This window comes from Salinibacterium sp. NK8237, from assembly GCF_015864955.1.
GTDB lineage: Bacteria > Actinomycetota > Actinomycetes > Actinomycetales > Microbacteriaceae > Rhodoglobus.
Window position 1 is genome coordinate 1,456,564 of sequence record NZ_JADYWE010000001.1, and the last position, 25,583, is coordinate 1,482,146.

Annotated in this window: 22 protein-coding genes; 4 read left to right on the plus strand and 18 right to left on the minus strand. The window is 61.7% G+C overall.

The window, feature by feature from the left end; all coding sequences use genetic code 11:
- Positions 1–6 precede the first annotated feature (6 nt).
- From I6E56_RS07075 to recQ, 4 genes are all read right to left on the minus strand, one after another.
- Positions 7–960, minus strand: coding sequence for a siderophore-interacting protein (locus I6E56_RS07075; RefSeq protein ID WP_197136979.1), 954 nt, complete (start codon positions 958–960; stop codon positions 7–9).
- A 38-nt stretch (positions 961–998) separates the two neighbouring features.
- Positions 999–1,493, minus strand: coding sequence for a helix-turn-helix domain-containing protein (locus I6E56_RS07080; protein ID WP_197106590.1), 495 nt, complete (start codon positions 1,491–1,493; stop codon positions 999–1,001).
- Positions 1,494–1,654: 161 nt separating this feature from the next.
- Positions 1,655–2,677, minus strand: a complete 1,023-nt coding sequence (locus tag I6E56_RS07085) for an ABC transporter substrate-binding protein (RefSeq protein WP_231606506.1) — start codon at positions 2,675–2,677, stop codon at positions 1,655–1,657.
- Positions 2,678–2,841: 164 nt separating this feature from the next.
- Positions 2,842–4,926, minus strand: coding sequence for a DNA helicase RecQ (recQ, locus tag I6E56_RS07090; RefSeq protein WP_374061777.1), 2,085 nt, complete (start codon positions 4,924–4,926; stop codon positions 2,842–2,844).
- Between the two features lie 32 nt (positions 4,927–4,958).
- On the opposite strand from recQ, the gene I6E56_RS07095 reads away from it, so the two are divergent.
- Complete coding sequence (locus I6E56_RS07095) at positions 4,959–5,837, plus strand: DMT family transporter (RefSeq protein WP_197136982.1); 879 nt, start codon at positions 4,959–4,961, stop codon at positions 5,835–5,837.
- A 61-nt stretch (positions 5,838–5,898) separates the two neighbouring features.
- On the opposite strand, the gene I6E56_RS07100 is transcribed toward I6E56_RS07095, so the two are convergent.
- From I6E56_RS07100 to I6E56_RS07110, 3 genes are all read right to left on the minus strand, one after another.
- Positions 5,899–6,864, minus strand: coding sequence for a carbohydrate ABC transporter permease (locus I6E56_RS07100; protein WP_197136983.1), 966 nt, complete (start codon positions 6,862–6,864; stop codon positions 5,899–5,901).
- Positions 6,861–7,994: a carbohydrate ABC transporter permease gene (locus tag I6E56_RS07105; RefSeq protein WP_197136984.1), complete on the minus strand. Its 1,134-nt coding sequence runs from the start codon at positions 7,992–7,994 to the stop codon at positions 6,861–6,863. The genes I6E56_RS07100 and I6E56_RS07105 overlap by 4 nt, the downstream gene beginning before the upstream one ends.
- A gap of 147 nt (positions 7,995–8,141) precedes the next feature.
- A complete protein-coding gene (locus I6E56_RS07110; RefSeq protein ID WP_197136985.1) occupies positions 8,142–9,473 on the minus strand; it encodes an ABC transporter substrate-binding protein in 1,332 nt (443 codons plus the stop codon).
- A gap of 262 nt (positions 9,474–9,735) precedes the next feature.
- Between I6E56_RS07110 and I6E56_RS07115 the strand changes: the two genes are divergently transcribed.
- Positions 9,736–10,449, plus strand: a complete 714-nt coding sequence (locus tag I6E56_RS07115) for a DUF981 domain-containing protein (protein WP_231606271.1) — start codon at positions 9,736–9,738, stop codon at positions 10,447–10,449.
- Between the two features lie 18 nt (positions 10,450–10,467).
- Here the strand turns inward: I6E56_RS07115 and I6E56_RS07120 are convergent, their stop codons facing one another.
- From I6E56_RS07120 to kynA, 9 genes are all read right to left on the minus strand, one after another.
- Complete coding sequence (locus tag I6E56_RS07120) at positions 10,468–11,529, minus strand: ABC transporter permease (RefSeq protein ID WP_197136986.1); 1,062 nt, start codon at positions 11,527–11,529, stop codon at positions 10,468–10,470.
- Positions 11,526–12,494, minus strand: coding sequence for an ABC transporter ATP-binding protein (locus I6E56_RS07125; protein WP_231606272.1), 969 nt, complete (start codon positions 12,492–12,494; stop codon positions 11,526–11,528). The genes I6E56_RS07120 and I6E56_RS07125 overlap by 4 nt, the downstream gene beginning before the upstream one ends.
- A gap of 52 nt (positions 12,495–12,546) precedes the next feature.
- Positions 12,547–13,116, minus strand: coding sequence for a serine O-acetyltransferase (gene cysE / locus I6E56_RS07130; protein ID WP_197136987.1), 570 nt, complete (start codon positions 13,114–13,116; stop codon positions 12,547–12,549).
- A 70-nt stretch (positions 13,117–13,186) separates the two neighbouring features.
- Positions 13,187–14,125, minus strand: coding sequence for a cysteine synthase A (gene cysK, locus I6E56_RS07135; protein ID WP_197136988.1), 939 nt, complete (start codon positions 14,123–14,125; stop codon positions 13,187–13,189).
- A 168-nt stretch (positions 14,126–14,293) separates the two neighbouring features.
- Complete coding sequence (locus tag I6E56_RS07140) at positions 14,294–18,553, minus strand: ExeM/NucH family extracellular endonuclease (protein WP_197136989.1); 4,260 nt, start codon at positions 18,551–18,553, stop codon at positions 14,294–14,296.
- A 198-nt stretch (positions 18,554–18,751) separates the two neighbouring features.
- Positions 18,752–19,570: a PaaX family transcriptional regulator C-terminal domain-containing protein gene (locus I6E56_RS07145; RefSeq protein ID WP_197136990.1), complete on the minus strand. Its 819-nt coding sequence runs from the start codon at positions 19,568–19,570 to the stop codon at positions 18,752–18,754.
- Between the two features lie 6 nt (positions 19,571–19,576).
- Positions 19,577–20,842 carry a kynureninase gene (locus I6E56_RS07150; protein ID WP_197136991.1) on the minus strand — a complete coding sequence of 422 codons (1,266 nt, stop codon included), beginning with the start codon at positions 20,840–20,842 and terminating at the stop codon, positions 19,577–19,579.
- Positions 20,839–21,996, minus strand: a complete 1,158-nt coding sequence (locus I6E56_RS07155; RefSeq protein ID WP_197136992.1) for an amidohydrolase family protein — start codon at positions 21,994–21,996, stop codon at positions 20,839–20,841. The genes I6E56_RS07150 and I6E56_RS07155 overlap by 4 nt, the downstream gene beginning before the upstream one ends.
- On the minus strand, positions 21,993–22,850 hold the full coding sequence (kynA, locus tag I6E56_RS07160; protein WP_197136993.1) for a tryptophan 2,3-dioxygenase: 858 nt from the start codon (positions 22,848–22,850) through the stop codon (positions 21,993–21,995). The genes I6E56_RS07155 and kynA overlap by 4 nt, the downstream gene beginning before the upstream one ends.
- Before the next feature lie 120 nt (positions 22,851–22,970).
- On the opposite strand from kynA, the gene I6E56_RS07165 reads away from it, so the two are divergent.
- Both I6E56_RS07165 and I6E56_RS07170 read left to right on the plus strand, forming a co-directional pair.
- Positions 22,971–23,567 carry an NUDIX domain-containing protein gene (locus tag I6E56_RS07165; protein ID WP_307842800.1) on the plus strand — a complete coding sequence of 199 codons (597 nt, stop codon included), beginning with the start codon at positions 22,971–22,973 and terminating at the stop codon, positions 23,565–23,567.
- Positions 23,568–23,577: 10 nt separating this feature from the next.
- A complete protein-coding gene (locus I6E56_RS07170; RefSeq protein ID WP_197136995.1) occupies positions 23,578–24,270 on the plus strand; it encodes a M24 family metallopeptidase in 693 nt (230 codons plus the stop codon).
- A 26-nt stretch (positions 24,271–24,296) separates the two neighbouring features.
- On the opposite strand, the gene I6E56_RS07175 is transcribed toward I6E56_RS07170, so the two are convergent.
- Both I6E56_RS07175 and I6E56_RS07180 read right to left on the minus strand, forming a co-directional pair.
- Positions 24,297–24,674 (minus strand): PGPGW domain-containing protein, encoded by a 378-nt coding sequence (locus I6E56_RS07175; RefSeq protein WP_197136997.1) that lies wholly within the window; start codon positions 24,672–24,674, stop codon positions 24,297–24,299.
- Between the two features lie 24 nt (positions 24,675–24,698).
- Positions 24,699–25,547 (minus strand): hypothetical protein, encoded by an 849-nt coding sequence (locus tag I6E56_RS07180; protein WP_197136999.1) that lies wholly within the window; start codon positions 25,545–25,547, stop codon positions 24,699–24,701.
- Between the last annotated feature and the right edge of the window lie 36 nt (positions 25,548–25,583).

Sequence of the window (25,583 nt, forward strand, 5' to 3'; positions counted from 1 at the left end):
TGCGAGCTACTGCGCTTCGGACTTGCCGAGACGCCAGTACCCCATGAACGCAACCTGCTTGCGGTCAACACCGGTCTCGCTCACAAGAAAGCGGCGCAAGAGTTTGATGGTGCAGGCTTCGGCGGCAAGCCAGGCATAGAAGTGCTTTCCGGATGCCTCACCCGGCGAATCCCAGAGAAGTTCGGTGTCGACATCGATATCCCCGAGCAGTTGGGGCGTCGGGGCGAGTGCGGGTAACACGAGTGACGCGTTGGCTTTCGTCCACGCCCGAACGGCGGGGTCGAGCGCAGAACCTGCGGGCTGCTCGCCGCGCGGAAGCCACGTGACGTGGCAGTTACTGGTGAGGTTCAGTGGCGGCTGGTCTGCGGCATCCGGAATCTCGATGAAAGCGTGAGCTTGCACGCTGGGGTCGAGGCGTTCAAGGATGTTGCAGATGGCGGGCGCAGACGTTTCATCGCCGGCCAGAAGCACAGTGCGGGCGGGGCCGGGGTGCCAGTCGATGCCGATACCCGAGTGGATGCTCGCCGCGTCGGGCCCGACGATGATGACCTCGTCGCCGGCCGCTGCGTTTGCGAGCCACTGCCCGGCGGGGCCATTAGCGCCGTGGAAGACCATGTCGACATCGATTTCGCGGAGCTCAGGTCGCACCGCGCGAATCGTGTAAGTGCGGAACGGGTTGCGCGCCTCGTCGGGCAGCGCACGCCAGCGGGCGTACCAGGTGCCCTCGGCGATGGTCTGCGGATCGTGCGCGCCGATGTCGCTCAAGCCAATGCCCGGCAGCGGAAAAACGATCTTGATTCGCTGGTCGAAACCATCAGTGCCGAAGGCCTCGAACTCAGCGCCCGCGAAGGTAACCCGCTTAAAGTGAGGCGAAAGTTCGCGGATGCTTTCCACGCGGGCAGCGAACGGTCGATAGCCCGGGCGGGCGTCCTTCACGATCTCGCGCTCCAAGGTAAGCATTGCCTAAGTATGGCATACCTAACCTGAAGCGAAAAGGGTCAGATCTCGCGGCTCTTCTGCAGTCGGCGGTCACGTTTGCTGCGCGACAGCGGGAATGTGCGTTCGAGATATGGCTCGAGAACAAGTCGCTTCAGAGCAATGAAAATGAGACTGCCGCCGAGCCAATAGGCGACGAAACCCATGCTCGACAACTGCGTATTGATCGCAAAGCTGAACATGCTGATCACCACGCCCACACCGACGAATAGCCACACCCAAGCACCTGCCACCCGGTTGCGTGACGACTGCTGATCCTGAGCGCGCGACTCGAATGAATCGACTCGGCCGCTCAACTCATCGCTCTCGATGCTGGCGAAGAGATCCCGAACTGGCACCCCGAGTGCATCGGCGACCAGCGACAGCGTTTCGAGGCTGGCGTCACTCCCCGCTTCTAACCGTTGGATGGTGCGGATGCCGACACCACACTCGGTGGCGAGCTTCTCTTGGGTCCAGCCGCGCTCACGGCGCAGGTCAACTATGCGTGTCTCGTTCATGTGACCAATACTCCACGATGCGGTGGATGCAGGCTACGCCAGCCGCACGTCAGTCACACGCCAGTCGCGCGCCAACGGCACGCCACCTCGCCGCAGACCACAAAGGCCCCACCGACACATAAGTCGGCGGGGCCTTTGTCGCGCGTGAACGCGGGAGGTTGCTACTTGAGCGCCGCGGCTAGCTGACTCACAAACGCCTCGATACTTGCGGGAGCGGTGAGCGCCGTGGGCACGACAAGCGCTAGCTGCGTTGCTTGATCCATCTGCCCAAAGTGGAGCACTGTTCCGTCGGCGTAGGTGGGACTGTCGCCATACCCGCGAATAGTGTCTGTTTGCCCGCCCTCGTCGTCGCTCACAATCAGAACATCGACGTCGAGGAGTGCTGCTTGATCGGGCTCGAAAAATACCACGTCGCCGCTTACGTCACTCTCGATCGTCGTGGGGTCGAAGACTGTAAAGCCAAGCGCCTCAAGGATGAGCGCCACCGGAGACGTCGCCGTCACGAGTACGGGACCGCCGGAGCCAGACCGCGTCACCGCTATTGTTTTACCGGAGAATTCAGGGTGCTCCTCGGCCAAGGCCGCCACAGTCGCATCGAACGACTCGAGTTGGGCTGCGGCATCCGCGCTCTTGCCGAGCACCGCCCCCACTTGGATGAGCGCTTCACGCCAACTTGTCGCAGATTCATAGCCCTCAGAGTCCAACGCCGAAGCGGTCGGATAGACCGTCGGGGCAACCTCCGTGAGCCTCAGGTAACCGTCGCTGAGCAGTACGTTTCCATTGAGAGGGGAAATCTGTTGTGGGGCAAGAATCACGTCGGGAGCAAACTCAGCAAGAGCGGCGAGAGTGCCGTCAACGTCGTCGTTCTCGGTCAAGACTTCTGGCACCGCAGCGCCGAGTTCAGCCAGGGTCTCTTCGTAAATCGGGCGTGTCAGAGGGTAGGTAGTCACAACCGGGACGGCCCCCAGAGCCAGAAGTGCATCGGTGTGCTGCGAGCCCAGCGAAGCTATGCGTTCCGGCAATTCCTCAATGGTGGTTTCACCCTGGGAATGCACGAGCGTGACAGGAAATGCAGGAGCAGGGGCTGGAGTTTCACTAGGCGCCGAAGTTGCCTGCGGCTCGCTGGCGCTCGTGCACGCGCTGAGAGCAATAGCTGCGATCAGACTGATGCCGACTAACCGCATTCTTTGCGCTGCCGAGTGTGACAAGGATGCCCCCAATTGATCTGGATTATTTCTCAACTAAGAGTACTCGAACGAGCCTCAGCCGGATACAACGAGAAGAAACAATGTGCCAAGTCGTGACCTACCGCGCCTTGTCGAGGCCGCGAGGGTAGGCGGAAACCCGTCTAGAACTCAGGTGGCCCGTCGTAGGGAGCGTCGTCATCCGAGTAGAACGGGATGTCGTCTTCATCACCGGGAACCGGGGTTGCTTTGGCCGGAGCCGGGCGTGACGCGGCCGGGCGTGAGGTAGGCCGCGAAGCCGCAGGGCGTGCAGTCGCCGGACGCGACGGAGCGGCGGGAGCCGCTGCCGCGAACGCGGGTACGGCACCCGCAGGCGCACCACTTCCCGCTTCGGCCTCGCCCGATCCGCCGGCCACAACCGCGAGCACGGCGGCGCCATACGTCTCGAGCTTCTTCTCGCCAACACCGCTGATTTCCGACAGCTCAGCCAACGACTCTGGTTTGGTGACGGCAATGCCGCGCAGGGTGGCATCCGCGAACACGACGTACGCAGGCACACCGTTGTCGCGCGCGACTCCCGAACGCCAAGTGCGCAGGTTCTCGAACAGATCGGTCGCCGAGGCGGGCAGGTCGGTCATGACCTTGCGTTTAGCGGCGCCGCCGCCTGCACCCGAACCGCGCGCCTTGCGGGGTGCTTCCTTGCGCAGCTTCACCGTGCGCCCGCCGCTCAGCACCGACGCACTCTCGGGCGTGATCGCGAGCGTGCCGTACTCCCCCTGCACCGTAAGCAATGATTGCGCGAGCAGCTGCCGCACGACCGAGCGCCAGTCTTGCTCCGAGACATCGGAACCGATTCCGAACGTGGCCAGATCGTCGTGACGTTGCTGCGTGACCCGCGGTGTGGTCTTGCCGATGAGGATGTCGACTAGGTGCCCAGCGCCAAACTTTTGGTTGCGCTCGCGCTCCAACCGCACAATCGTCGACATCAGCTTTTGGGCCGCGACTGTGCCATCCCAGGACTCGGGCGGAGACAAGCAGGTGTCACAGTTGCCGCACGCCGTGGACTCTTGACCGAAGTAACCAAGCAGCTGCACGCGACGACATTCAACCGTCTCGCACAGCGCGAGCATCGCATCAAGGTGCGCGCTCAGGTTGCGACGGTGAGCCAGGTCGCCACCCGACTGATCGATCATGCGGCGCTGCTGCATGACATCCTGCAAGCCGTAAGCCAACCACGCGGTCGCGGGCAAGCCATCACGACCGGCACGACCCGTCTCTTGGTAGTAACCTTCAACGCTCTTGGGCAGGTCGAGGTGGGCGACGAAGCGCACGTCGGGCTTGTCGATGCCCATGCCGAACGCGATCGTCGCGACCATCACCATGCCCTCTTCGCGCAAGAAGCGGCTCTGGTTGCTGGCGCGCACTCGCGAGTCGAGACCCGCGTGATACGGCAACGCGGGGATACCGTTCTCCACCAAGAACTGCGCCGTCTTCTCGACCGAGGCGCGAGACAAGCAGTACACAATGCCGGCATCGCCCGAGTGTTCCGTGTTCAGCAGAGTGAGCAACTGCTGCAGCGGCTGCGCCTTGGATTCAATGCGGTACTGGATGTTGGGCCGGTCAAAACTAGAAACATACTGAGTGGCGTCAGTGAGCTTCAGTCGCTGGGCGATCTCTTTGCGAGTGGCTTCGGTCGCGGTCGCGGTGAGCGCAATGCGCGGGACCCTCGGCCACAGGTCGTGCAACACATCGAGTTGCAGATAGTCGGGGCGAAAGTCGTGGCCCCACTGCGACACACAGTGAGCCTCGTCGATGGCGAAGAGCCCGATTTGGCCCTGTTTGAGGAGTGACACGGTGGACGAGACGCGGAGGCGCTCGGGCGCGAGGTAGAGAAGATCCAGCTCGCCAGCCCGGTACGCGTTTTCGACGCGAGTGCGCTCGTCGGCGGACTGGGTGGAGTTGAGAAACTCCGCACGCGCGCCGACGGCGGCGAGGGCATCCACTTGATCTTGCATCAGGGCAATGAGCGGCGAAATGACAACGCCGGTGCCCTCGCGAACGAGCGCGGGGATTTGGTAACACAGCGACTTGCCACCACCGGTAGGCATGAGCACGAGGGCGTCTCGGCCCTGCACGATGGTGTCGATGATCTCGCCCTGCTGCCCCCGGAACGAGTCGTAACCGAACGTGGACTCAAGAACAGACTGGGCAGACACCATGCCGAGAAGTCTAGGCGCAGCCACTACCATTGGCATGATTCGTCCCCACAGCGACAGGCGCCATGTTCACCGTATTTCTTGGGCTTTCGAGCGCGCTCACCTTCGGTGCCGCTGACTTCTTCGGCGGCATTGCTGCCAAGCGAATTAGCCCCATTTTGGCCACCGCCGTCGGCGCTGTTTCTGGCCTCGCTCTGCTGCTGCTCATCTTTCCGTTCATCCCGACGGTGTGGTCGACCGAAGCAGTTCTCTACGGACTCGTTGCCGGCGTCAATAGCGCGATAGCAATCGGCCTGCTTTACGCGTGCCTCGCGATCGGGCCCATGAGCATCCTCTCTCCGGTGACGGCGGTCATGTCGGCGATCGTGCCCGTGACAGTCGGCCTACTGCGCGGAGAATCGCTCGGCTCGTTCGGTCTCATCGCCATTCCCGTTGCGCTTATCGCCGTGGTGCTCGTGGGTTTTGTTCCCGAAAAAGGTGCCGTGCGACCGAGCGCCAAGGCACTACTGATGGCCGTGGGTGCCGGCAGTGCGATTGGGCTTTTCTTTGTGATTCTGGATGCCGCCCCCGATGACTCGGGCATCATCACCATTGTCGCCAACCGCGTCGTCAATGCGGCACTCATGTTTACGCTGTTCTTTGTCATGGCGACATTAGCTCAGCGCCGCCGAGCCGGAGCACCAGCCCCCGCCCGCTCGTCCCTGTGGCGCCGCGGACTCTATTTCGCCATGGTCGGCGGCACCCTCGACGTAATCGCCAACATGGCGATTATCACGGGCGTGCGCATCGGCGATCTTTCGGTCATTGCCGTGCTGACCGCGCTCTACCCCGCCGGCACAGTGCTACTGGCGGCCATCGTTCTGCGCGAGCGCATCGCCCCCGTGCAATACGTGGGCATCGCGCTCGGCATCGCCGCGAGCATCCTGCTCGTAGTGGGCGACTAGCGCGCAACCATCACGGCTAGCGCGCCAGCCACACGTCGCCTAGTCGGCAGCGCGCCGCGAGCTACCCCTTCGTTGAACCCGCGAGCAATCCGCGCACGAAGTAGCGCTGCAGCGCGAAGAAGACGATGAGCGGCACAAGAATCGAGATGAAGGCACCGGCGGTAAGCAGGTTCCAGTCTTGACCACGGCTACCGGTGATCTCCGCGAGCAGTTTCGTCATCGGCGCCACTCGCCCGTCGGCAAACACCAACGCCACGAGCAGGTCGTTCCAGACCCACAAGAACTGGAAGATCGCGAACGACGCAATGGCCGGCATCGTGAGCGGAAGCACGATGCGGAAGAAGACCTGACCGTGGCCCGCACCATCCACTCTCGCTGCTTCGATGAGCTCGGACGGGATCTCGGAGACGAAGTTGTGCAGCAAGAAGATGGCCAGTGGCAGCGCGAAGATCGTGTGCGCAATCCAGACCTGCGAGTAGGAGTTGGAGGCATTGAGGCTTGAGAAGATTTCGATGTCACCGATCGACAGCCCACGAGAGAACAGGCTCAGCAGCGGAACAAGTGCCATCTGCAGCGGCACGATCTGTAGCGCGAAGACGCCGATGAACATCCAGTTGCGACCGGGGAACTTGATCCACGCGAAGGCATACGCTGCCAGGCTCGCGATAACGAGCGGGAAGATCGTGGCCGGCAACGTGATGGCGATCGAGTTAATAAACGCGCCTGCCAAATTGAGCTGGCTGTTTCCGGCCGCCAACACCTCGGTGTAGTTGTTGAGAGTGAAGCCGGGGTTCTGGAAGATCGTCCACCAGCCGTTGCGCAGAATCTCCTCGGGCGGGCGAAGCGAGGAGACGAACAGCCCGAATGTCGGCGTCGTCCACAGCACTGCAATCACCAGCGCTGCGATCGTGGCTCCGCGACTCGTGAGGCGCTTCTTGGTGCGCTTGGCAGCGCCGTTTTCGCCACGGGCCAGTTGCTTCTTAGTCTTCTTGTTCAGCGGAAGCTTCGCGGGCACTGTCGCGGTCATCGGATCTCCCTCTGCTTAGCAATCTGTCTCGCGTTGTACACAACAATCGGCAGCACCATGATGAACAAAACGACCGCGAAGGCGGCAGACCTGCCCACCTCGAAGCCCTGCCACTGCGAGTACATTTCGTTCGCGATCACGCTGGTTTCGTTCGCACCAGCAGTCATCGTGCGAACGATGTCAAAGACTTTGAGCGAGGCGATCGAGATCGTCGTCAACACCACAACGAGCGAGCTGCGGATGCCCGGCACGGTCACATTGATGAAGCGCTGCCAGGCGTTCGTTCCGTCGAGCTCCGCGGCCTCAAGTTGCTCGGCCGGAACACCCTTGATCGCCGCCGACAGGATCACCATCGCGAAACCCGTCTGGATCCAGATCAGCACGACGATAAGGAAAAACGTGTTCCACGGGGAGTTCGAGATCCAGTCGACCGGTTGCCCGCCCATCCAGACCACAATTTGGTTGAGCAAACCGATCTGCTCTTGGCCAGCGGGGCGCACGGCATAGACGAAGCGCCAGATGATGCTCGCGCCCACGAACGAGATAGCCATTGGCATAAAGACGAGCACTTTGAAAATCTTCTCGCCGCGCGACTTGTCGATGAAGACCGCGTAGGCGAGTCCGAAGATGGTGGAGACCGTGGGAACAATCAGCACCCATACGACCGTGTTGAGAACGGTGCGGATGCCGGTGTCTTGAGTGAAGATCCAGATGAAGTTATCGAGGCCGACGAAACGGGTTCCGCGGCTGTTCATGAAGGCTTGGATCGTGGTCTGGATCGTCGGGTAGATGAGACCGATAGCGAGCAAGAAGATCGCCGGGCTCATGAATCCGACGAGCTGGAAGAGGTAGCCGGCACCTTGCTTCGAGCGGTAGTCAAGGATGAAGAAGAGCCCACCGAAAACAGCTGCTGCGCCCGCCGCCCAATACACCGAGCCCAGTGCCAAGAAGATGAGGGTGGGGATGAGCACGCAGGCTGCGGCACGAATGATCGTGTACTTGCGGCCGCTGCGTGGGGCGATCTCGATGAAAAATATCAGCAGCGCAATCACCACGAGGAATGCCAGAAGCACGAGGGGAATTTGAGCGAGCGCGGGAAGCGTGGCTATCCACGCGAGAAAAGCTGACATTAGCGACCTTTCGAGTGCATCACTGGACTCTTCACTTCACTGGCATTTCTGCTGTTTCGACTCTACCGAGGAGTCGGCACGAGTGGGAGGAAAGTGAGCGTGGGCTGGAAGAAAAAATGTCCAGCCCACGCTCACTATTGAACGGTGTTACTCAGACGGCCATGACGCATCGATGGTCGAGAGCACTTCTTCGGTTGACTTGCCATTGACCCAGTCGACCATTCCGGTCCAGAACGATCCAGCGCCAACAACACCCGGCATGAGGTCAGAGGCGTCGAAGCGGAACGTCGTGTCGGGGTCCTGCAGAATCGTGATGGCTTCCTGCAGGATGGGGCTGCTCGCGCTAGCCGGGTCGAGGCCGTTGTTAGCGCTAATGACGCCGCCCAACGCTACGCGGGTGTTTGCCCACTCGGCGCTCGACAGGTATTCCTGCACGGCAATCGTGTCTTCGTCGTTGGAAAAGGCTCCGACGATCTCGCCACCACCGGTGACAGCGTTGCCACCAGCTTCAGCAGACGGCGTGACAAAGGCCCAGATGTCAGCATCCGGTCCGACCGTGGCGTTCCCGTTCTTGGGGTCCTGAATGAACCCGTCGAAGAAGGATGCCTGGTGGTGGAGGGCACACGTGCCGTCGCCGAGCGCGCGAGCCGGGTCACCGAACGGCGTGGAGTTGATCGACTTCACGTCGCCGAATCCAGCATTCACGTAATCCGGGTTCAGGAGGATGTCGCCCACCGAATCGAACGCCGAGACGATCGCAGGGTCACTGAACGGGATCTCATGCGAAACCCACTGGTCGTAGACGTCTGGTCCGGCTTCGCGCAGCACGAGGTCTTCTACCCAGTCCGTTCCTGGCCAACCGGTTGCGGCATCCGAACCGAACCCGGCACACCACGGTGCGGTTCCGGTCTCATCAGCGATCGTTTGGGTGAGTGCGAGCAGCTCGTCCCAGGTTTCGGGGACTTCTACACCCCACTCGGCGAACTGCGAAGGCGAGTACCAGATGAAGCCCTTGACGCTGGCCATGAGCGGTGCGCCGTAGAGAGTGTCACCGGTCGTGCCATAGGCAGCCCAGTCTTCTGACCAATACTCTGCGACGTTGGCGGCTACGCCCTCGGGCGCTGGCTGAATGTACTCGCGCGAGGCGAGGTCGGCGAGAAGACCCGGCTGCGGGAAGATTGCGATGTCAGGAGCATTGCCACCCTGAGCGCGGATGCTGATCTGCGCTTCGAACTCTTTGCTCGATTCGTACTGAATGTCGATGTCATTCGCTTCTTCCCAGTCAGCCCAGGATTCTTCGAGAAGCTCAGCTTCAGTGTCGGCGATGGTGCCATAGATAGTGACTACGCCATCCGCTTCGCCAGCATCGCCGGGGCCACCGGTGCCGCTGGTACCGGAGGCACAGCCTGTAAGAACCATGCTTGCGACGCCAAGAGTGGCGATAGGCAGCAAGGCCCGTCGAAAGTTGTGGGAAATCATACAAATCCTCCTCGTCGAGGTTTGCCCGCAGACCGAGCAGTATGCGGGGGAACAACTGCAGCTCTGAACTCGCTCACTCATTGCAGCTCAAGAGAGCGTGTTCACGCCTTACGCTAGGTGACGATCAACGGTTTGTGCAAGCGCTTGCGCTACACAGCTGTCTACCGCAACGCGAATGAGACATGACGGGCACCATCCCGGCGCACCCTGACGCAATTTAGGCAAATTTGATTATCGTGGTCTTCGGGTGTTGACTGACGACATGGATCAAGGATTAGTAATCGACTGGACACAGATGCCCACCTACAACACGATCATGGCGGTGGCCGCCGGTGCGGGACTGCTCAGTCTCGTGTTGTTTGCTCGCAAGCTCATGGCAGGGGCTGACGTGGAGTTCCGCGGTCACGCCGTGAACTTCGGTGTGCTGGGCCTGATCCTCACCGTCACGGGCACGCACATGACGCTGACCTGGCCCTTCGCGGCCTACTTCCCGTTCGACAACATCATCTTTGGCGAACCGAGCCTCGCCTTCGGTGTGCTTCTGCTCGCCTCGAGCTTCGTACTCTGGCGCCGCGCATCCGTGCTCGAAGAATCCAAGGATGCCGCCCGCGCCGTCGCCCGCACTGCTGAACCCCTTGGCGTACTCATCTTTGGTCTCGGCCTCGCCCTCATTGCGATCGCTTTCGCCGGAGTCATCTTCCAGCTCTTCGCCGCTCCTCCCGAGGAGCCCATCTCGGGCGCCTTCGCAGAGTGGCCCTGGGTCGAAGCGATCTTCATGTCAGGTCTCTTCGCGCTCGTAGGTCTCGGAGCATTGCTCTTCCCGTTCGCCACCCGCAGCTTTGCAGTTCGCAGCACGCCGACCAAGGTTCAATGGGTTACCGGAGTCGCCCTTGCTCTCGGCGGCATCGTATTTCTCCTCTTCGGCGCGCTCAACTTCTTCACTCACATCGGGCTCATCGTCAACACGATGGGCTAACGCCGCGAAAGCCGCGTTCTAAGCGATGCGGCTACCTCGGGCCAACTTTGCCGCTGGGGTCTTGGTGCGAGCCCAGGCCCCAGCAAGCAATGCTCCTGCGAGGATGACATGCGTCGCTAGCCCGACAGCCCAGCTAGGAGTTGTGGATTCGATGACGCTGCGAGCACTCGGGGAATCGGGGTATTGGTCGAACTCTCCGACGACGCAGGTGTTCACTGAGTAGCTAACGTCCTGCGGAATTTGAGCCATTCGAGTCGTCAGCTTGAAGTAGCCAAAGAGGTCTGTGGGCTGGTCGTTCGAGTCGTACGTTGTGGGCACGGCATCCGCCAGAATCACGTACGGGTTTGCCGCCAATGCGCCCCAGAACAGGTCGAAGCGTGGCGTCTGGTACTCGAACTCTTCGGGAGTCGAACACGACGTCGGTTTACCTGAACTGTCGTATTCGATTCCGTAGCTCGAGACCTGAGTCGCGGTAGTTTGCAGTGCCAGCCCGCCAAGAGTGAAGGCGATAATCGTGCCAACGCTCAGCGCCGCCACAACCAGATATGTCACAACGATCGAGAACAGCGGCCGCGACATGAGCCCAGAAAGCCCTACCCCCACCGCGGCAACGACGCCCAGCTCGAGCGCGAGCACAACGATCGAAACGATGATGGTGCTCGCACGAAGCTGGCCAGCGAGGGCTGCGTAGACGAGGAACGGGATAGCGGCCGCCAAGAACGCGAGGGCGGTGATCCAGGCCGAGAGAAACTTGCCCATGATCAGCTGGCCGGTCGTGATGAGCGTCACTTGCGTGGTGGCGAGAGTGCCAGCATCCCGATCACCGTTAATGGCGTTGCCACTCAGGGCCGGCGCCACAAGCGTGCCCAAGAGCAGCACGAAGTAGATAACGGTGGAGTAAACGCCGGCTGCACCGTTGTCTACGCTGCCGAACCCGTTAAGCGCGAACGACAGCAGCACCGTCACGATGAAGATGAGCGCGACGAAGACAGCAAGAAGGATGTACCAGCTTGTTGTGCGCACGCGCTGGCGCAGCTCGAGTGAAAGAATCACTCCGACGCCGGAGATGAAGGGGCTCATTCGCTTTCCTCCGAGCTCAAGTCGATAAAGGCATGTTCGAGATCGCCCACAGCTGGCGCAAACGTGCTGATCGCAACGCCTGCCCCGACCAGTCGAGCAAGAAGTTCGGATGCCGCCGCTTCGCCGTCGAGCGCAACGAGCAGTTCCGTGCGATCGGTCGCAATCGCTTCATCCGCGATACCGTCCGCAATGAGTGCCGTCCGCAGAGCCACCACGTCGCTCGAGCGGATGCGCCAGGGCCGAGCCGTGGCGCGACTACGTGCCAACGCTTCCGCAGACGCCGTGACGCCCTTCGATAGGTAAACGGCGCCATCCGCCATTTCGTCGAGTTCGGAAAGAACATGACTGGAGACGAGAAGGGTCTTGCCCTCGGAAGCAAGCCGACGAACGAGGGTGCGTAGGTGCGCGCGCGCCACAGGGTCTAAACCCGAAGCGGGCTCATCGAGCAACAGCACTGCAGGGTCGTGCACGAGTGCACGGCCAAGACTGAGCCGTTGCTTCTGCCCCCGCGACAGAACGCGGGTCGGGCTGTCGGCGAGATCGCCCAGATCAACAAGCGTGAGAATTTCGGCTGCTCGAGCGGCCGCCGTGGCTTTGTCCATCGCATACATGCGCGCCGCGTAAGTCAGGGTGTCGCGCACACTAATCGTCGCCCACGATCCGAGCACGTCGGGCATCCAGCCCAACCGCGAGCGCACAGCGGCCGTCTCGCCAAAGGGGTCGTAACCGGCGATGCGGATGCTGCCAGCATCCGGTTTGAGCAGTGACGCCAGCATCAGCATAAGAGTGGTCTTGCCCGAGCCATTGGGGCCGATAAGACCCGTCACGGTTCCGGGCACCGCGACGAAACTGGCGTCACGTACCGCATGGATAGCTCCAAAGGATCGGCCGACGTTCTCGACGACGATCCCGGAGTGTGGAGGTTCTGAGTGCAGTAGCTCGGTGCTCACCATAAGGGTGAGCATAACTTACTGTTACGACTTCTCGAGGCCTGCGAGGAGCCCTGTCCCGTCGTGGCTAGATGTAGATCGCGGGATCGATGTAGTTAAAGCCGTCCTTAGGCGCTTTCGTGCCGCCCTTGGGGCGCGCCACGGCGGGAGCGCCGACGAGCAGAGAGTCGGCGGGAGCATCCGCCACCACTACGGCACCGGCACCCACGACCGAGCCAGAGCCGATCGTGATGTCGCCGAGGATGGCAGCGCCGGCGCCCACAACAATGTCGTTGCCGAGCGTCGGGTGGCGCTTGCCGCCCTGCGAGCTCGTGCCGCCAAGCGTGACGCCGTGATAGATCAAGACGTCGTCGCCGACAATGGCAGTCTCGCCAATGACGACTCCGGAGCCGTGGTCGATGATGACGCGGCGGCCAAGTTGCGCGCCAGGATGAATCTCAACCCCGGTCAGAAAACGAACGAACTGGGAGACTACGCGGGCAAGAAAGAATGCCCGCGCAGTCCACAACCAGTGACTCAAGCGGTAACCCCACACGGCGTGCATCCCTGAATAGGTCAGCCAAATCTCGAAGGCACCACGGGCTGCGGGGTCGCGTTCGCGCACGGCAGCGATGTCTTCACGAGTTCGAGCAAACAATAGAGGGATCCGTCGTTAGTGGTGGTTAGCGGCGTTGAGTTGAGGTGACTCGGTCTTAGTCGACAAGCCCCTAGTCGACGAGGTCTTCGTAGAGAAGGGTCGAGAGGTAACGCTCGCCGAAGCTCGCGATGATGACGACAATGGTCTTGCCTGCATTCTCAGGGCGCTTGGCCAACTCGATGGCGGCGTATACGGTCGCACCCGAGGAGATGCCTGCGAGGATTCCCTCTTCGGCTGCAAGGCGACGAGCCATCGTGACCGACTGGGTGATGTTGACGTCGAGTACCTCGTCGTAGACATCGCGGTCGAGAATTTCGGGCACAAAATTGGCGCCGATTCCCTGAATCTTGTGGGGGCCAGGAGCTCCGCCATTGAGGATGGCCGACTCTTCGGGCTCAACCGCAACAACCTTGATCTCGGGGTTCTGTTCCTTGAGGTAACTACCAGCACCGGTGATGGTTCCGCCGGTTCCGATTCCCGCAACGAAGATGTCGACGGCACCGTCGGTGTCGTTCCAAATCTCAGGGCCCGTGGTGGCACGGTGAATAGCGGGGTTTGCGGCATTCGCGAACTGCTGAGCGGCGACAGCGCCCTCAGTGTTGGCCACGATCTCAGCGGCCTTCTCAACGGCGCCACGCATACCTTCGCCGGCGGGAGTCAATACGAGCTCTGCACCGAACGCGCGCAGCAACATGCGGCGCTCCTTGCTCATGCTCTCGGGCATCGTGAGCACTACGCGGTAACCGCGAGCGGCACCAACCATGGCGAGCGCGATACCGGTGTTGCCACTGGTGCCCTCAACGATGGTCCCGCCAGGCTTCAACGCGCCAGCTTTCTCGGCCGCATCAATAATTGCGACACCGATACGGTCCTTCACACTGGCCGAAGGGTTCTGGAATTCGAGCTTTGCCAGCACCGTGGCGCCAGCACCGTCTGTGACGGAGTTGAGCTGAACCAACGGGGTGTTACCGACGAGTTCGGTGATGTTCTTATAGATACGACTAGCCATGATTCAGGGGTTCCTTTGCAGGTTGGAGATCGATGGGAGCTTGCTCACCATAGTTAGTAGCAATCAGCAGGCCAAATTTATTTCATCAATATGGGTAAAAGTAAGAAAAGAGGGCCCCGCGTTGTGCGGGACCCTCTTCGCGTTATGCGGCTAGTTGCCAGCTTTCGCCTAGAAGACGAAGACCAGTCGCGGCCAGCTCGTGCTCGACTCCACCAGATCATTACCGGAGTACTTGACCGTAATGAAGTGGATGCCGCGGCTCAGCTTCGGCAGCTTCAGCGAAGCCTCGCCGCGCTTGTCGACCGTGCTCGTGCCGACTGCGGTGCGACCGTCGTAGAAGGTCACCTCGCCAGCTGTCGTGCCGCCCTTGCTAACCGAAACATCAGCATCGACGGTCACAGAGCGGTTGCCCCAGACGAACGAGGATGAGGTGCTGGCGCTGACTCGCGAAGCGATCTTGTCGACCGTTTCGGCATCCGAGACAGCAACACCGTCGGCGTAGCCATCCTTGCTTGCGGTGACTTGCACGCTCAGCTCGGTAGCGACATCCGCGGCCGTGACCTTGTAGGTGCGGTCGGTCGCGTTAGCGATCGGCACACCATCGCGCAGCCACTGGAAGCTAAGGGTCGTCGAGTTGACGCTCCACTTGCCGCCATTGGCGTTCACTGTCGAACCGACTTTTGCGTTGCCGCGGATGCTCGGAGCCTTCGTGTTCTCGATGGCCTCCTCCGTGGCTGCCACCTCGATCGGTACCACTACCGCAGTATCCGTTCCCGGAACCGTCACGGTCAGCGCGAGCGTGCCCGAAGGAGTGCCGGCGGGAACTGTGACGGTCACGCTGGCGCGACCCTGCTCATCCGTGGTGTCGACGATGGTGCGGTCGATCGTTGCCGAACCGAGCACTGTGCCGTCAACCGAAACCTCGACCGTGGTGGCGTCTGAGCCGCCGCGGCTGAAGGTGAGTGACGACAAGTCAAGGGTTACGTCGTCTCCCGGAGCGAAGCCGCCAGCGGCGGGCTCCGATACGACAGCACCAATGGCACGCTGTTCGAGCGGCGGGCTAGCGACCGTGTTCTCCTCGAACCACTCGACCATGGACTGCAGGTCGACTCGTCCGCTATCGGCACGATCGGTTCCTTCGGCGAGAGTCGCGAAGTTATCGCCACCCGCCGCGAGGAAGGAGTTAGCGACCACCGTGTAGCTGGCTGCAACATCCACCGGAACACCGTTGAGGTACATTGCGGTCACTCGCTCGCCCTGGACTGCGGTGGGGTCGTACGAGTACGTGAGCCCCTCCGAAACACCGAGCTTGAGGAACGGACGTTGCGCACCTTCTGGCTGCCACTGCTCTTCGAGCACCGACTTGATCTGCTCACCCGTCAGCGACATCGTCGTGAGCGTGTTGCCGAAGGGCTGCACATTAGCAGCCTCGCGGTACGTGACTTCGCCGTCGGCGTCGCCAGCTCCCGATGCTTCGTAGATGAGGTCGGTGCGCAAACCACCAGGGTTCATGAACGCGATCTCTGCACCCGAATCGGATGCCGCCCAGAGCTGAACATCAGCAACAAAGTTGCCAATGGTCGACTCTCCACCGCGGTTCTCCGGGAACTCCGCCGCGTCGGTCGGGGACTGCACCGCACGGAACATGCTCTCGGTGATTTCACCAACCGTGGCGTTGCCGAGTTCGGCAGCAGCCTCCGTTGCTTCGTCAACGATGGCCTGCACAGCGGCATCCGGCTCGAAGCCCTCGATCGGCAGCACCTCGGCGCTGAACTCGAGAATCTCCATGGTTGCCGGGTCGACGTTGAGGTCGAAGTGGCCGTAGTACGAGCCGTACTGCCCAGCAGAGATCACGAGACGCGGGCTGTCCATGCCAGCAACCTCGATCTCGTGGTCGTACGCCAGGTGGGTGTGGCCCGAGACAATTGCCTGAATCTTCGGGCTCACGTCAGTGACGATCTGGCCGAAGGCCGAGTCATCCATCGAAGCAGCGATATCGGTGGATGCCGCGCCCTCGTGGATGAGCAGAACGAGAACGTCTGCTTCACCATTGCTGTCGTCACCATCGGTGAGGTAATCCGCAACGCGGTCTACTTCTTCGACAACTCCACGGATCTCGAGCGAAGCGATGCCAGCGGGGCTGACGAGCTCTTCGAGGTCTTCGGTAATGGCACCGATGAATCCGACAGTTACGCCCTCAAACTCTTGCAGGAAGTACTCGTCATAGGCCGGCGCATTCGTGTCGCGGTCGTAGATGTTGGCCGCAAGGTAGGGCCAGTCGGCGGCATCCAAGATGCGGTCATCGACATCGGCACGACCCTGATCGAATTCGTGGTTACCGAAGGAGCTCGTGTCGAGCCCGATTTCGTTCAACACGTCGATCGTGGGCTGGTCGTTCTGGATGAACGACGTGAACGTCGTTGCACCAACGAAGTCACCCGCACCCACGAAGGTGGTGTTCGGGTTCTGCGACTCCCACGAGCGAACCATGCCCGCGAGCATTGCTGCGCCGGGGATTCCGCTGCCCGCTTCGATACGACCGTGGAAGTCGTTCGTGGTGAGAATTTCGATCTCAACCGGCGCTGCCTCAGTGCTGAGGCCGATGCTGATCGGGTCGTGGTCACTCGAACGGAACACGCTGCTCGCATCCGCAGCAGCGTAGGCGTAGCCACGGTCTGACCACTCAGGCGAGTTGATGTTCCAGACGGCGGCATCCGTCACGTGGTCGGCAAGCGACGGCGAGACGATGATGTGGTCGAGCGATCCGAGTTCACCATCGAACGTGTAGGTGTACTGCTCGTCGCCTGCGGCGGCGAGGGTGTCGACGTAGCCAGCCTCGGTGAAGACCTGAATGGGGTCTTCTTCGGAGTAGGCGTTGAAGTCACCGACCAGCACAACCTGGTCGCTCTTGGCTTCATCAGCCGAGATCGAGTCCACAAGGTCCTTGACGGCATTAGCCTGCTCAACACGCTCGGTGTTGAAGAAGCCCTGGCCATCGGTCGGCTCGGTTCCCGAACCACCCTTCGACTTGAAGTGGTTGGCAACAACAGTGATGAGCTCACCGTTTGACTCGAAGGTTTGAGCGATCGGCTCACGCGCGATGTCCCAGACCGACTCGTCGACCTGCGTGAAGCTGTCGCCAACAGGCGTAGCAGCGGCAGGCTTGAAGATGATCGCGTTCGTGATGAAGTCAGTGATGGCTGCATCGTCGAGCGCTGCCGGAGTCGGAACGTAGTCCCACGTGCCTGCGCCAGCGGCCGCGTTGAGCGCACCGACGAGATCCATGAGCGCTTCGTCGAGGTCTCCACCCAGCTTGATGGAGTTTTCGATCTCCATGAGACCAACAACATCCGCATCGAGCGAGTTGATAGCGGCAACGATCTTCGACTGCTGGATTGCGAACTCTTCAGCAGTGTCTGCGCCACGAGCATCCGAGTCTTCACTCGTGAGCGTCGTGAAGTAGTTGTAGACGTTGAACGCCGATACCTTGAAGTCTCCGCCAACTTCAGGCGCAGTCTCTTCACGCGGGTTCGTCGACTCGAACGTGGGCAGGTACTCCGCCGGGCTCGCATCGTTGATCGCGATGGTCGGCTGCAAACGCCAGTCGTCAAAGCCGTAGCTCAGAACGAAAGGGTTCGCGGGGAACTCAACGGTGTCACCGTTGCGCACAACAGTGTCTGCCGAGAAGTAGGGCTGCTCACCGGGGTGAGAGCTACTCGAAACCTGGATGTTGTAGCCATCATCGAGAAGGATGCGGCTGGCACGGTTGGCGGCGGCGATCGCGTCGGCGTCGGCTCCGGCATCCGTCGTCTCGGTGCTCTTGACGGCGAGCTCTTCTGGGCTGAGCCAGAGGGTGCCGTAGTTATACAGCTGGTGGCTCGAGCTGACGAGGTAGTCGCCGGTGGGGGCGACGAGCATCGACTCGAGGGACTCGCGGTCGGTGCCGACAACGCTCGCATCGAGAGCGGATGCTTCAACCGCATCTTCTGCGGCTAGGTCGGCGGCTGCAGTCACGAGCTCGACTGTGGTGCCTGAACCGAGCTGAGTCAGGCCGTAGTACTCGCCAACGGGACCGGTCGCGGTGACCTTGTCTCCGATGGAGACGGCGGGGTTCGCGCTGCCGAGGTAGACGAAGATTCCGTCAGAGGCACCGGGCGTTGCATCGGTCGCGCCGCCGGACCCAGGAGTCTGGATGACGATGCCGCTGTAGCCGGAAGCCCCCCGGTAGTCAGCAGTGACAACACCCTCTACGGTGACGGTGGTGCCGACAATAGTGCTGGAGGCTGAAGTGCCTTGCACCTGGGCAATCGTGTATGTGGCTTCGGCGGCTAGGGCAGCCGGAGCGGTGATCGTAGCCAACGCAATGGCGCACGACGTGGCAAGAGCCCCGATCGTGAGCCGCGTTGGCCTGCTGCTTCGTGGATACATAGCGGGCAGTCCCCTTAGGAATTGTGAAATCGACGGTCTACCCCATAACAGGGGTACCTGAGACGATAGCCCCGCCCACAGCCCATTCCAAGGTTTTAAACGAAATGCTCATGTGCGCGTAACCCGTTGTTCTTATGCGAAATGCGCGCACCAATACTTCGGGGGTTTGTTCGCACGGAGCGCCCGCCGACGCCACCGTCAGTGAGCGCTATTGCGCGCAAAAGCGTGCGCCCGCGCCGCCAAGGTGCGCGAAAGGCGACCGAAAAGATCGATGCTTGCTCGCCCCGGCCAATCCTCCGGCAACGCCGAATCCGGCAACCCCGGATCGACATACGGGATCACACGCCACTGATCGAGAGCATGGATGTAGCACGCAAACGCCTCGGCATCGGTCGACCCCGGACCCACCAGAGCGGAGTGCTGCGCGAGAAAACTGTCGTGCAATTCACGCAACCGATCGAGGTCCCACCACTGGGCTACGGCATCCGCAAACGACTGAGTCGTCTCGGGCCGGCCCGCAATAAACAGCGTCGCGCACTCGCTCAGTTCGAGGCTTTCCAGAATGCGCAACACTTCTGGCTTGAGGTGGGCGGGGCAAATCCAGAGCCCGGTGGCCACGGTGCCGCACCCGATCCAACCGAGTCTGCGACGAAGCTGGTGGCGTTCGTCGCGGCGTGATTCCGGGATCGAAAACGAAATCAGACACCACGGGTCATCTTCGCGCTGCTGGCGAAAACTAAAGACGCGGCGATCGCCGCTCTCGAGCATCGGCACGGCATCCTCGTTCACGCGGTAGCCCTGCTGGCCGTCGACCATTTCAGGCACAAGAAGGCCCTTCGATTTCACTCGAGCGATGGCACTGCGAGCACCATTGGCCGAGACTCCCAGCGCCTCCATGATGCGCACGAGATGCGCCGACGAGATCCAGCCACCAAGCTGACGCAGCTGCGAGCCCACAAAGGTGCGGAGCAGGGCTGTTGCACTCCCGGGGCGGGAGTCGAAGTCATCCAGAATCATGCGCGGCTACTTGGTGAGCTGCGCGTGAATCGCGTCGATGCCGAGCTGCACTTCGGCGAAGGTCGTGCTGAGTGGCGACAGCCCGAGCCGGATGCCGTGAGGCCGACGGAAGTCGGGAATGATCCCCTGTTTCCAGAGTTCGGCATTCACGGCGGCGAAGCTTTCGTGGTCGATCGTGACGTGGCTGCCGCGTTCGTCGGCATCTCGCGGCGAGCTGACGGTGACGCCGAGCGGCGCGAGTAATTCGTCAACGAGCGCGAGGGCGTACTCGGTGAGCGCGATCGACTTGGCGCGGATCGCGGGGATGCCCACTTCTTCGATGAGCCCGAGCATGTCTTGCATCGCGAGCGACCCGACGATCGAGGGCGTGCCACTGATGAAGCGCCGGATGCCCTCGTGCGGTGCATAACCTGGACCCATTTCGAAGGGGTTGTTGCTGCCCATCCAGCCTTGGATCGGTTGCGTCATGGCCTCGATGTGCTCGGCGCGCACGTAGCCGAAGGCGGGGGAACCCGGGCCTCCGTTGAGATATTTATACGTGCATCCGGCGGCAAGGTCGACGCCCCACGTGTCGAGTTCGGTTTCGACGACACCGGCGGAGTGACAGAGATCCCACAGCACGAGCGCACCTGCGTCGTGCGCGAGGGCGGTGATGCCGGGCATATCGGCGAGGTGACCGGAGCGGTAGGCGACGTGGCTGATAACGACAAGCGCCGTGTTCTCGTTGAGCGCGTCCTCTACTTCGGCGGCGGTGACTCCCCCATCGCTCGCGGGATCGATCCAGCGCAGGGTCTTGCCCAGCTCAGCCGCGATCCCCTCGACCAGATAGCGATCGGTCGGAAAGTTGCCGGTGTCGATCACGATCTCGCTGCGCTCCGGGCGGGCGCTCAGACCCGCGCGAATCAGCTTATAGAGCACGACGGTGGTCGAGTCACCGATGAAGGTTTGGCCGGGTGCAGCACCGAGGGTGGCAGCGCCGAGGCGATCGCCGAGGGTGAGAGGCAATTCGTACCACGCTTCATCCCAGCCACGAATAAGACGGCCGCCCCAGTGCTCGTCAACGAACTCGGCGAGGCGGGCCGCACTCGCGATGGTGGGCCGCCCGAGCGAGTTGCCGTCGAGGTAGGCACGCACTTCGGCTGATCGCACGAACTTGGCTGGGTACTGCTTCAGCGGGTCAGCGGCATCGAGCGCTGCTGCGGCCTCGGCACTCGTGTCGATGGGAGCGCTGGCTTCGGGGTGTGCCGCGGTTGGCACGCTGATCTCGGTCATAGGTTGAGCCTCCATGTGGTTGGGATGGGGGTTGTTGCGGCGGGAACGACATCGTCGCCCTCGCGAACGGAGTGCGCGAGGGTCGCGGCCTCCGCAAAATCAGGGTGAAGCAGCTCGCGGGCAGTCACCACGGTGGCGGTCATCAGCCACGACGCGAGGTCGGCATCCGCGCGCGGCACGGTGGGGAGGTAGCTCACGGTGCTGCCGAAACCGGGCAAGCACAGCGCCCGCAGCAGGGCGTCGTAACGCACGCCGGCATCCTGCAGTGCGGTCAGCTCGCGGTGGTTGAGGCCGGGTGGCAGGTCGCCGTTGCCCAGATCGGTGCCGTAGCGGATGATGCCGCCGGCGGCATGAAAGCGCTGCAGGTTGTCGCTGGCGGTGGCGAAGTCGCGGCCGCGCTGACCATAACCGTGGATGTCGAGGGTGCTGATCCACGAATGACGTCCAGCAAGAAAGCGGGAGTTCGGCTGCGCCATCTCCTCGATCAGGGAATCGCTGAGCTTCTCGGTCCAGGGCGTATGCGCCAGGCGGTCGGCCCCGGCAGCGAATGCTCGCTGGGCTTGGCCAGTGCCCTGCACGTGCACGACGACTTCGGCTCCGCGGCTGTGGGCGTACTCGACAAGGGCGCTCAAGGTGTCATCGTCGATCACGGGCCCCTCTTCAGCATTGAGCGCGACTTTCACGAAGGTGGCCCCTGCGGCCAGTTGTTGCGCGACGGCCGCCATCGCCTCCTCACCGGTCTGCACTTCAGTGACAGCGAGGGTCGCCGCCCAGGCCCGGTTCGCCGGGTACGTGTGAGGCGCGGTGATAAAAGCTCCCGCATGGTGCAGCTCCGGAACCGTATCGTCGGTAGCCCACTCCTGAAGACGCTCAGGGTGCCCGCCCAAGTCGTCGACGGCGGCGAGACCGCCGGCGATGAGAGCGCGCGGCTCGATCAATCCGAGGTGAACGTGCGCGTCGCGAAAGCCGGGAAGCAGCACTCCCGGAAGACGCACGGCGGTGGATGTTGGGGCATCCGCTATCGCTCGGATGCCGTGGGGGCTGACGCGAACGGTGGCGGGACCGTGCCATTCACGCAGCCAGAAGCCGTCAACGGCGTAATCGACGGCGAGCGCCGACTCCGGAGTCTCGTGCGGGTTTGGTGGTTCGGTCACGAGCGGCCGATCTCGGTGCGCACGGCAAAGAGTTCAGGAAAGAAGGTGAGATCGAGAGCCTTCTGCAAAAAGCCGACTCCGCTGGAGCCGCCGGTGCCGCGCTTCATGCCGATGATGCGCATGACAGTTTTCATGTGGCGGAAGCGCCACAGTTGGAAGTTGTCTTCGAGATCAACAAACTCTTCGCAGGCTTCGTAGGCGAGCCAGTGTTCGCTCTCGTTGTCGTAGATGTGGCGGAAGGTGTCGATAAGCTCGTCGTTTTGCTTGTAGCCGCGAGTCACGTCACGGCCCAGCACGGCGTCGGGGATGTCGTAGCCGTGACGGTCGAGGTACCGCAAGAATTCGTCGTAGACGCTCGGCTCGGCGAGCAGCTTGCTGAGCAGGGCGTGAGCTTCAGGATGCGCTTCGAACACCTTGAGCATTCCCGCGTTCTTGTTGCCGAGAAGAAACTCGACCGCGCGGTACTGGTACGACTGGAATCCGGATGAGCTACCCAAGTAGTCGCGGAACTGCGAATACTCGCTCGGCGTCAGCGTCGCGAGCACCGACCACTGCTCGGTGAGGGTGCGCTGGATGTGCTTGACGCGCGCGATGCGCTTGAGCGCAATAGAGAGGTTGTCGCTCGCGATGAGGTCGCGGGCCGAGGTGAGTTCGTGGATCACGAGCTTGAGCCACAGCTCGGTGGTCTGATGCTGGATGATGAACAACATCTCATCGTGATGCTCAGGAGTGCTTTGCGGAGTCTGCGCGCTCAGCAGCGTGTCGAGCTCGAGGTACGCACCGTAGGACATCCGCTCGCTAAAGTCGGTGACAATCTCTTCTTCTAGGGCGCGTTCGCTGTGAGAATCCGGCATGCCGACACCCTATTGCACTTCTGCGACGATCGCCACATTTGTGTTCGAGTGGTATCGGGCGGAGCGGGGCCGGGGCGTGTGATCTCGCACCACGGCGGCCGCTCCCCTCATGAGCCACTTGTGCCGGATAATTGCCAAGTGATCGTCGATGACTTCCTGACCAGCCTTGAGACACTCCCCGCATCCCCCGCGCGCGACTCATACCTTGCTTTTGTCAGGGCAGGCGGCACGGATGCTCTCCAGCGGGATGGAGGGCCCGAACATGTCACCGCGTCCTGCTTCGTGTTCTCCCCCGACTTCGAGCGCGTGCTGCTGTGCTTTCACCGCAAGGGACAGTTTTGGGTTCAATTCGGTGGCCACATCGAACCGCAGGATTCATCGATCGCGGATGCCGCACTGCGCGAAGCGCGCGAGGAGTCCGGCATCGCCGAGCTCACTCTGCGCTCCGAGGCGATCGTCGACCTCGACCGCCATGACCTCCACGGCGGTTTCGCGTGTGCTGCTCACTGGGATGTGGGATTCGTCGCGATCGCCGCCGCGGATGTCGTCTTCGCGGCTAGCGACGAAAGCGAAGACGTGCGCTGGTTCGCCACGAACGCTCTCCCCGGGAAAGTCCCCAGCAGCTTTCCCGCGCGGATCGCAGCTGTACTGAATGCCGTCACGGGCAGCGCCGCCGACGAACCCCGCGACCCCGAACATGGAGAGACAAGAAAGTGACAGCGAAAGGATGATTGAACACCTCACAGTGCAATCGATTGCACGAGACACCATGGATCTTGCGCGCCAAAGCATCCGCGCCGGAGACACTCTCGCTTCAGTACGGCAGTTGTGCGAAGACACCATGCGCAGCTTGGGCGCGGACTCCTTTTGGTACTGGGGAATCGGAGCTCTCGTGTTGTGCGGCGAAGACACGATCAGCTCGGTCTCCGGTCGCGAATACGAAACTGCTGATCGAGTCATCTGCTCGGAGGACATCATCACAATCGATCTCAGTCCGCAGCAAAGTCGGGTCTGGGGCGATTTCGCCCGAACCATCATTGTGGAGAACGGTTCGCCACTCGACGATGCTCGGCTCACGACGCATGACGAATGGCGGGATGGCGTGCTCGCAGAGGCACAGCTCCATAGCGACCTGATCGACGTCGCTAGACCGTCGATGACGTTCGAGGATCTTCACACCGAGATGAATTCACGCATCAACGAATTGGGCTTCGAGAACCTCGATTTTCTAGGCAATGTAGGTCATTCAATCGAGCGCCGCAGCACCGACCGCTTGTACATCGAGCGCGGCAATAAGGCCCGAATCGGAGACACTCCTTTTTTCACTTTTGAGCCCCACATCCGGCGGCCAGCAGGCACTTTCGGTTTCAAGCACGAAAATATTTACCACTTTGACGCCGAAAGACTTGTGGAGTTGTAACGTTCACACGCTGTAACGGGTAAGCCTCAGGAAGCCACTGCATCGAAATCAGGAGCATCGGCGGCAGCCCGCACCGCTGCCCGTCGTTTACGCTTCTCGTTGGCCGCGGCAAGTGCCTTGCGGGCGAGGGCATTCGCTTTGCCGCTCGCTTTCTTTGCCATCTCGAACTCGGTGCCCAGAAGCGCGAGCCCGCCAATCGCCACTAGGGAACCTGGCCCGGGCAACGGGATCAGCACCACACCAAGAGCGACCGTCGTGCCGCCGACGACACCAACGGTCGTGCGATAGACACGGTCTGCCTTGGGGTTCTTGCGGATCGCCTCGCGCGTTCCATGAGCAGCGGAACTTGCCGCGTGCCCTACCGCCACGCCTGCACGCGCGGCGACTGTTTGTTTCTGGCTCATAGGTTGATTCTACGAGTTGGTTCTCTACTCGCTAGCTGAGATCACGCTCTCAAAACCGGCGATGCGCGTCGCGACAACTTCAGCAGCTTCCTTGGCCTCGGCTTCGCTGGCATCCATGAGTGCCGACTGGTAGCGAGCAGTGAGGTCGTACAGCGTCTGGATCGCACCGGTCTCAACATTGCAGGTGGCCTGAATTACGGCGATTCGTCGGTTCTCGGCGCTGTCGCCGTCCGACTCGTAGTCGAACTGAGGCATAGGTGACTCGGCATCGAATTCGAGCCCCTGCTCAACCATGCACTCCTTGGCCACAGCGAGCGCTGCTTGGCCTGGCTCCGAAGCGAAGGCGGCATCGTAGGCAGCTCTCGCGACCTGCGCATCGAAAGAGTAGCCGTCATCCAGATTGAAGCGTGTTCTCATTTCTTCTTTGGATTCATCGAGGCAACGCAGCTCGTCATCGCTCGGAGTCGGCGGCACTTGGTCGATGAGGGCCGCAATCTCGAAACCGTACTCCTGAGCGAGCGGGACGCTCCACAGCCCAAAAAGCCGATCCTCTTCGCTCGACACCGTCTCTGACCGGCTGTAGCCCGGCAGTCCACTCTCGGCGAGGCACGCGTCAGTCAATACCTGCCACGCTTCACGCCGGAGTTCATCGACCTGCGGCGCATCCCGGTTAATGGCATCCACCGGCAGAACAACGGTGCCCGCCTCGAAGTCGAGGGTGGCGGTCACGTGGGCGTAGGGCTCGATGTCGACGCGTGAAGATTCCAACCCGACAGTGCCGGTCGAGCATGACGACAGCAGAAAACTGGCGGCGATGAGCAGAACGCCCGCCGGGGTCGCGATCCGAGAGGTGTGTTGCGATCGAATACTCATCTGTGGTTACCCAACAATCTTGTTATTTGAGGTTTA

Bases quoted from the DNA above. Each gene is read 5' to 3' on its own strand.
- I6E56_RS07075 (WP_197136979.1), bottom strand. From the start codon at position 960: ATGCTTACCTTGGAGCGCGAGATCGTGAAGGACGCCCGCCCGGGCTAT.
- I6E56_RS07080 (WP_197106590.1), bottom strand. From the start codon at position 1,493: ATGAACGAGACACGCATAGTTGACCTGCGCCGTGAGCGCGGCTGGACC.
- I6E56_RS07085 (WP_231606506.1), bottom strand. From the start codon at position 2,677: ATGCGGTTAGTCGGCATCAGTCTGATCGCAGCTATTGCTCTCAGCGCG.
- recQ (WP_374061777.1), bottom strand. From the start codon at position 4,926: ATGGTAGTGGCTGCGCCTAGACTTCTCGGCATGGTGTCTGCCCAGTCT.
- I6E56_RS07095 (WP_197136982.1), top strand. From the start codon at position 4,959: ATGTTCACCGTATTTCTTGGGCTTTCGAGCGCGCTCACCTTCGGTGCC.
- I6E56_RS07100 (WP_197136983.1), bottom strand. From the start codon at position 6,864: ATGACCGCGACAGTGCCCGCGAAGCTTCCGCTGAACAAGAAGACTAAG.
- I6E56_RS07105 (WP_197136984.1), bottom strand. From the start codon at position 7,994: ATGTCAGCTTTTCTCGCGTGGATAGCCACGCTTCCCGCGCTCGCTCAA.
- I6E56_RS07110 (WP_197136985.1), bottom strand. From the start codon at position 9,473: ATGATTTCCCACAACTTTCGACGGGCCTTGCTGCCTATCGCCACTCTT.
- I6E56_RS07115 (WP_231606271.1), top strand. From the start codon at position 9,736: ATGGATCAAGGATTAGTAATCGACTGGACACAGATGCCCACCTACAAC.
- I6E56_RS07120 (WP_197136986.1), bottom strand. From the start codon at position 11,529: ATGAGCCCCTTCATCTCCGGCGTCGGAGTGATTCTTTCACTCGAGCTG.
- I6E56_RS07125 (WP_231606272.1), bottom strand. From the start codon at position 12,494: ATGCTCACCCTTATGGTGAGCACCGAGCTACTGCACTCAGAACCTCCA.
- cysK (WP_197136988.1), bottom strand. From the start codon at position 14,125: ATGGCTAGTCGTATCTATAAGAACATCACCGAACTCGTCGGTAACACC.
- I6E56_RS07140 (WP_197136989.1), bottom strand. From the start codon at position 18,553: ATGTATCCACGAAGCAGCAGGCCAACGCGGCTCACGATCGGGGCTCTT.
- I6E56_RS07145 (WP_197136990.1), bottom strand. From the start codon at position 19,570: ATGATTCTGGATGACTTCGACTCCCGCCCCGGGAGTGCAACAGCCCTG.
- I6E56_RS07150 (WP_197136991.1), bottom strand. From the start codon at position 20,842: ATGACCGAGATCAGCGTGCCAACCGCGGCACACCCCGAAGCCAGCGCT.
- kynA (WP_197136993.1), bottom strand. From the start codon at position 22,850: ATGCCGGATTCTCACAGCGAACGCGCCCTAGAAGAAGAGATTGTCACC.
- I6E56_RS07170 (WP_197136995.1), top strand. From the start codon at position 23,578: ATGATTGAACACCTCACAGTGCAATCGATTGCACGAGACACCATGGAT.
- I6E56_RS07175 (WP_197136997.1), bottom strand. From the start codon at position 24,674: ATGAGCCAGAAACAAACAGTCGCCGCGCGTGCAGGCGTGGCGGTAGGG.
- I6E56_RS07180 (WP_197136999.1), bottom strand. From the start codon at position 25,547: ATGAGTATTCGATCGCAACACACCTCTCGGATCGCGACCCCGGCGGGC.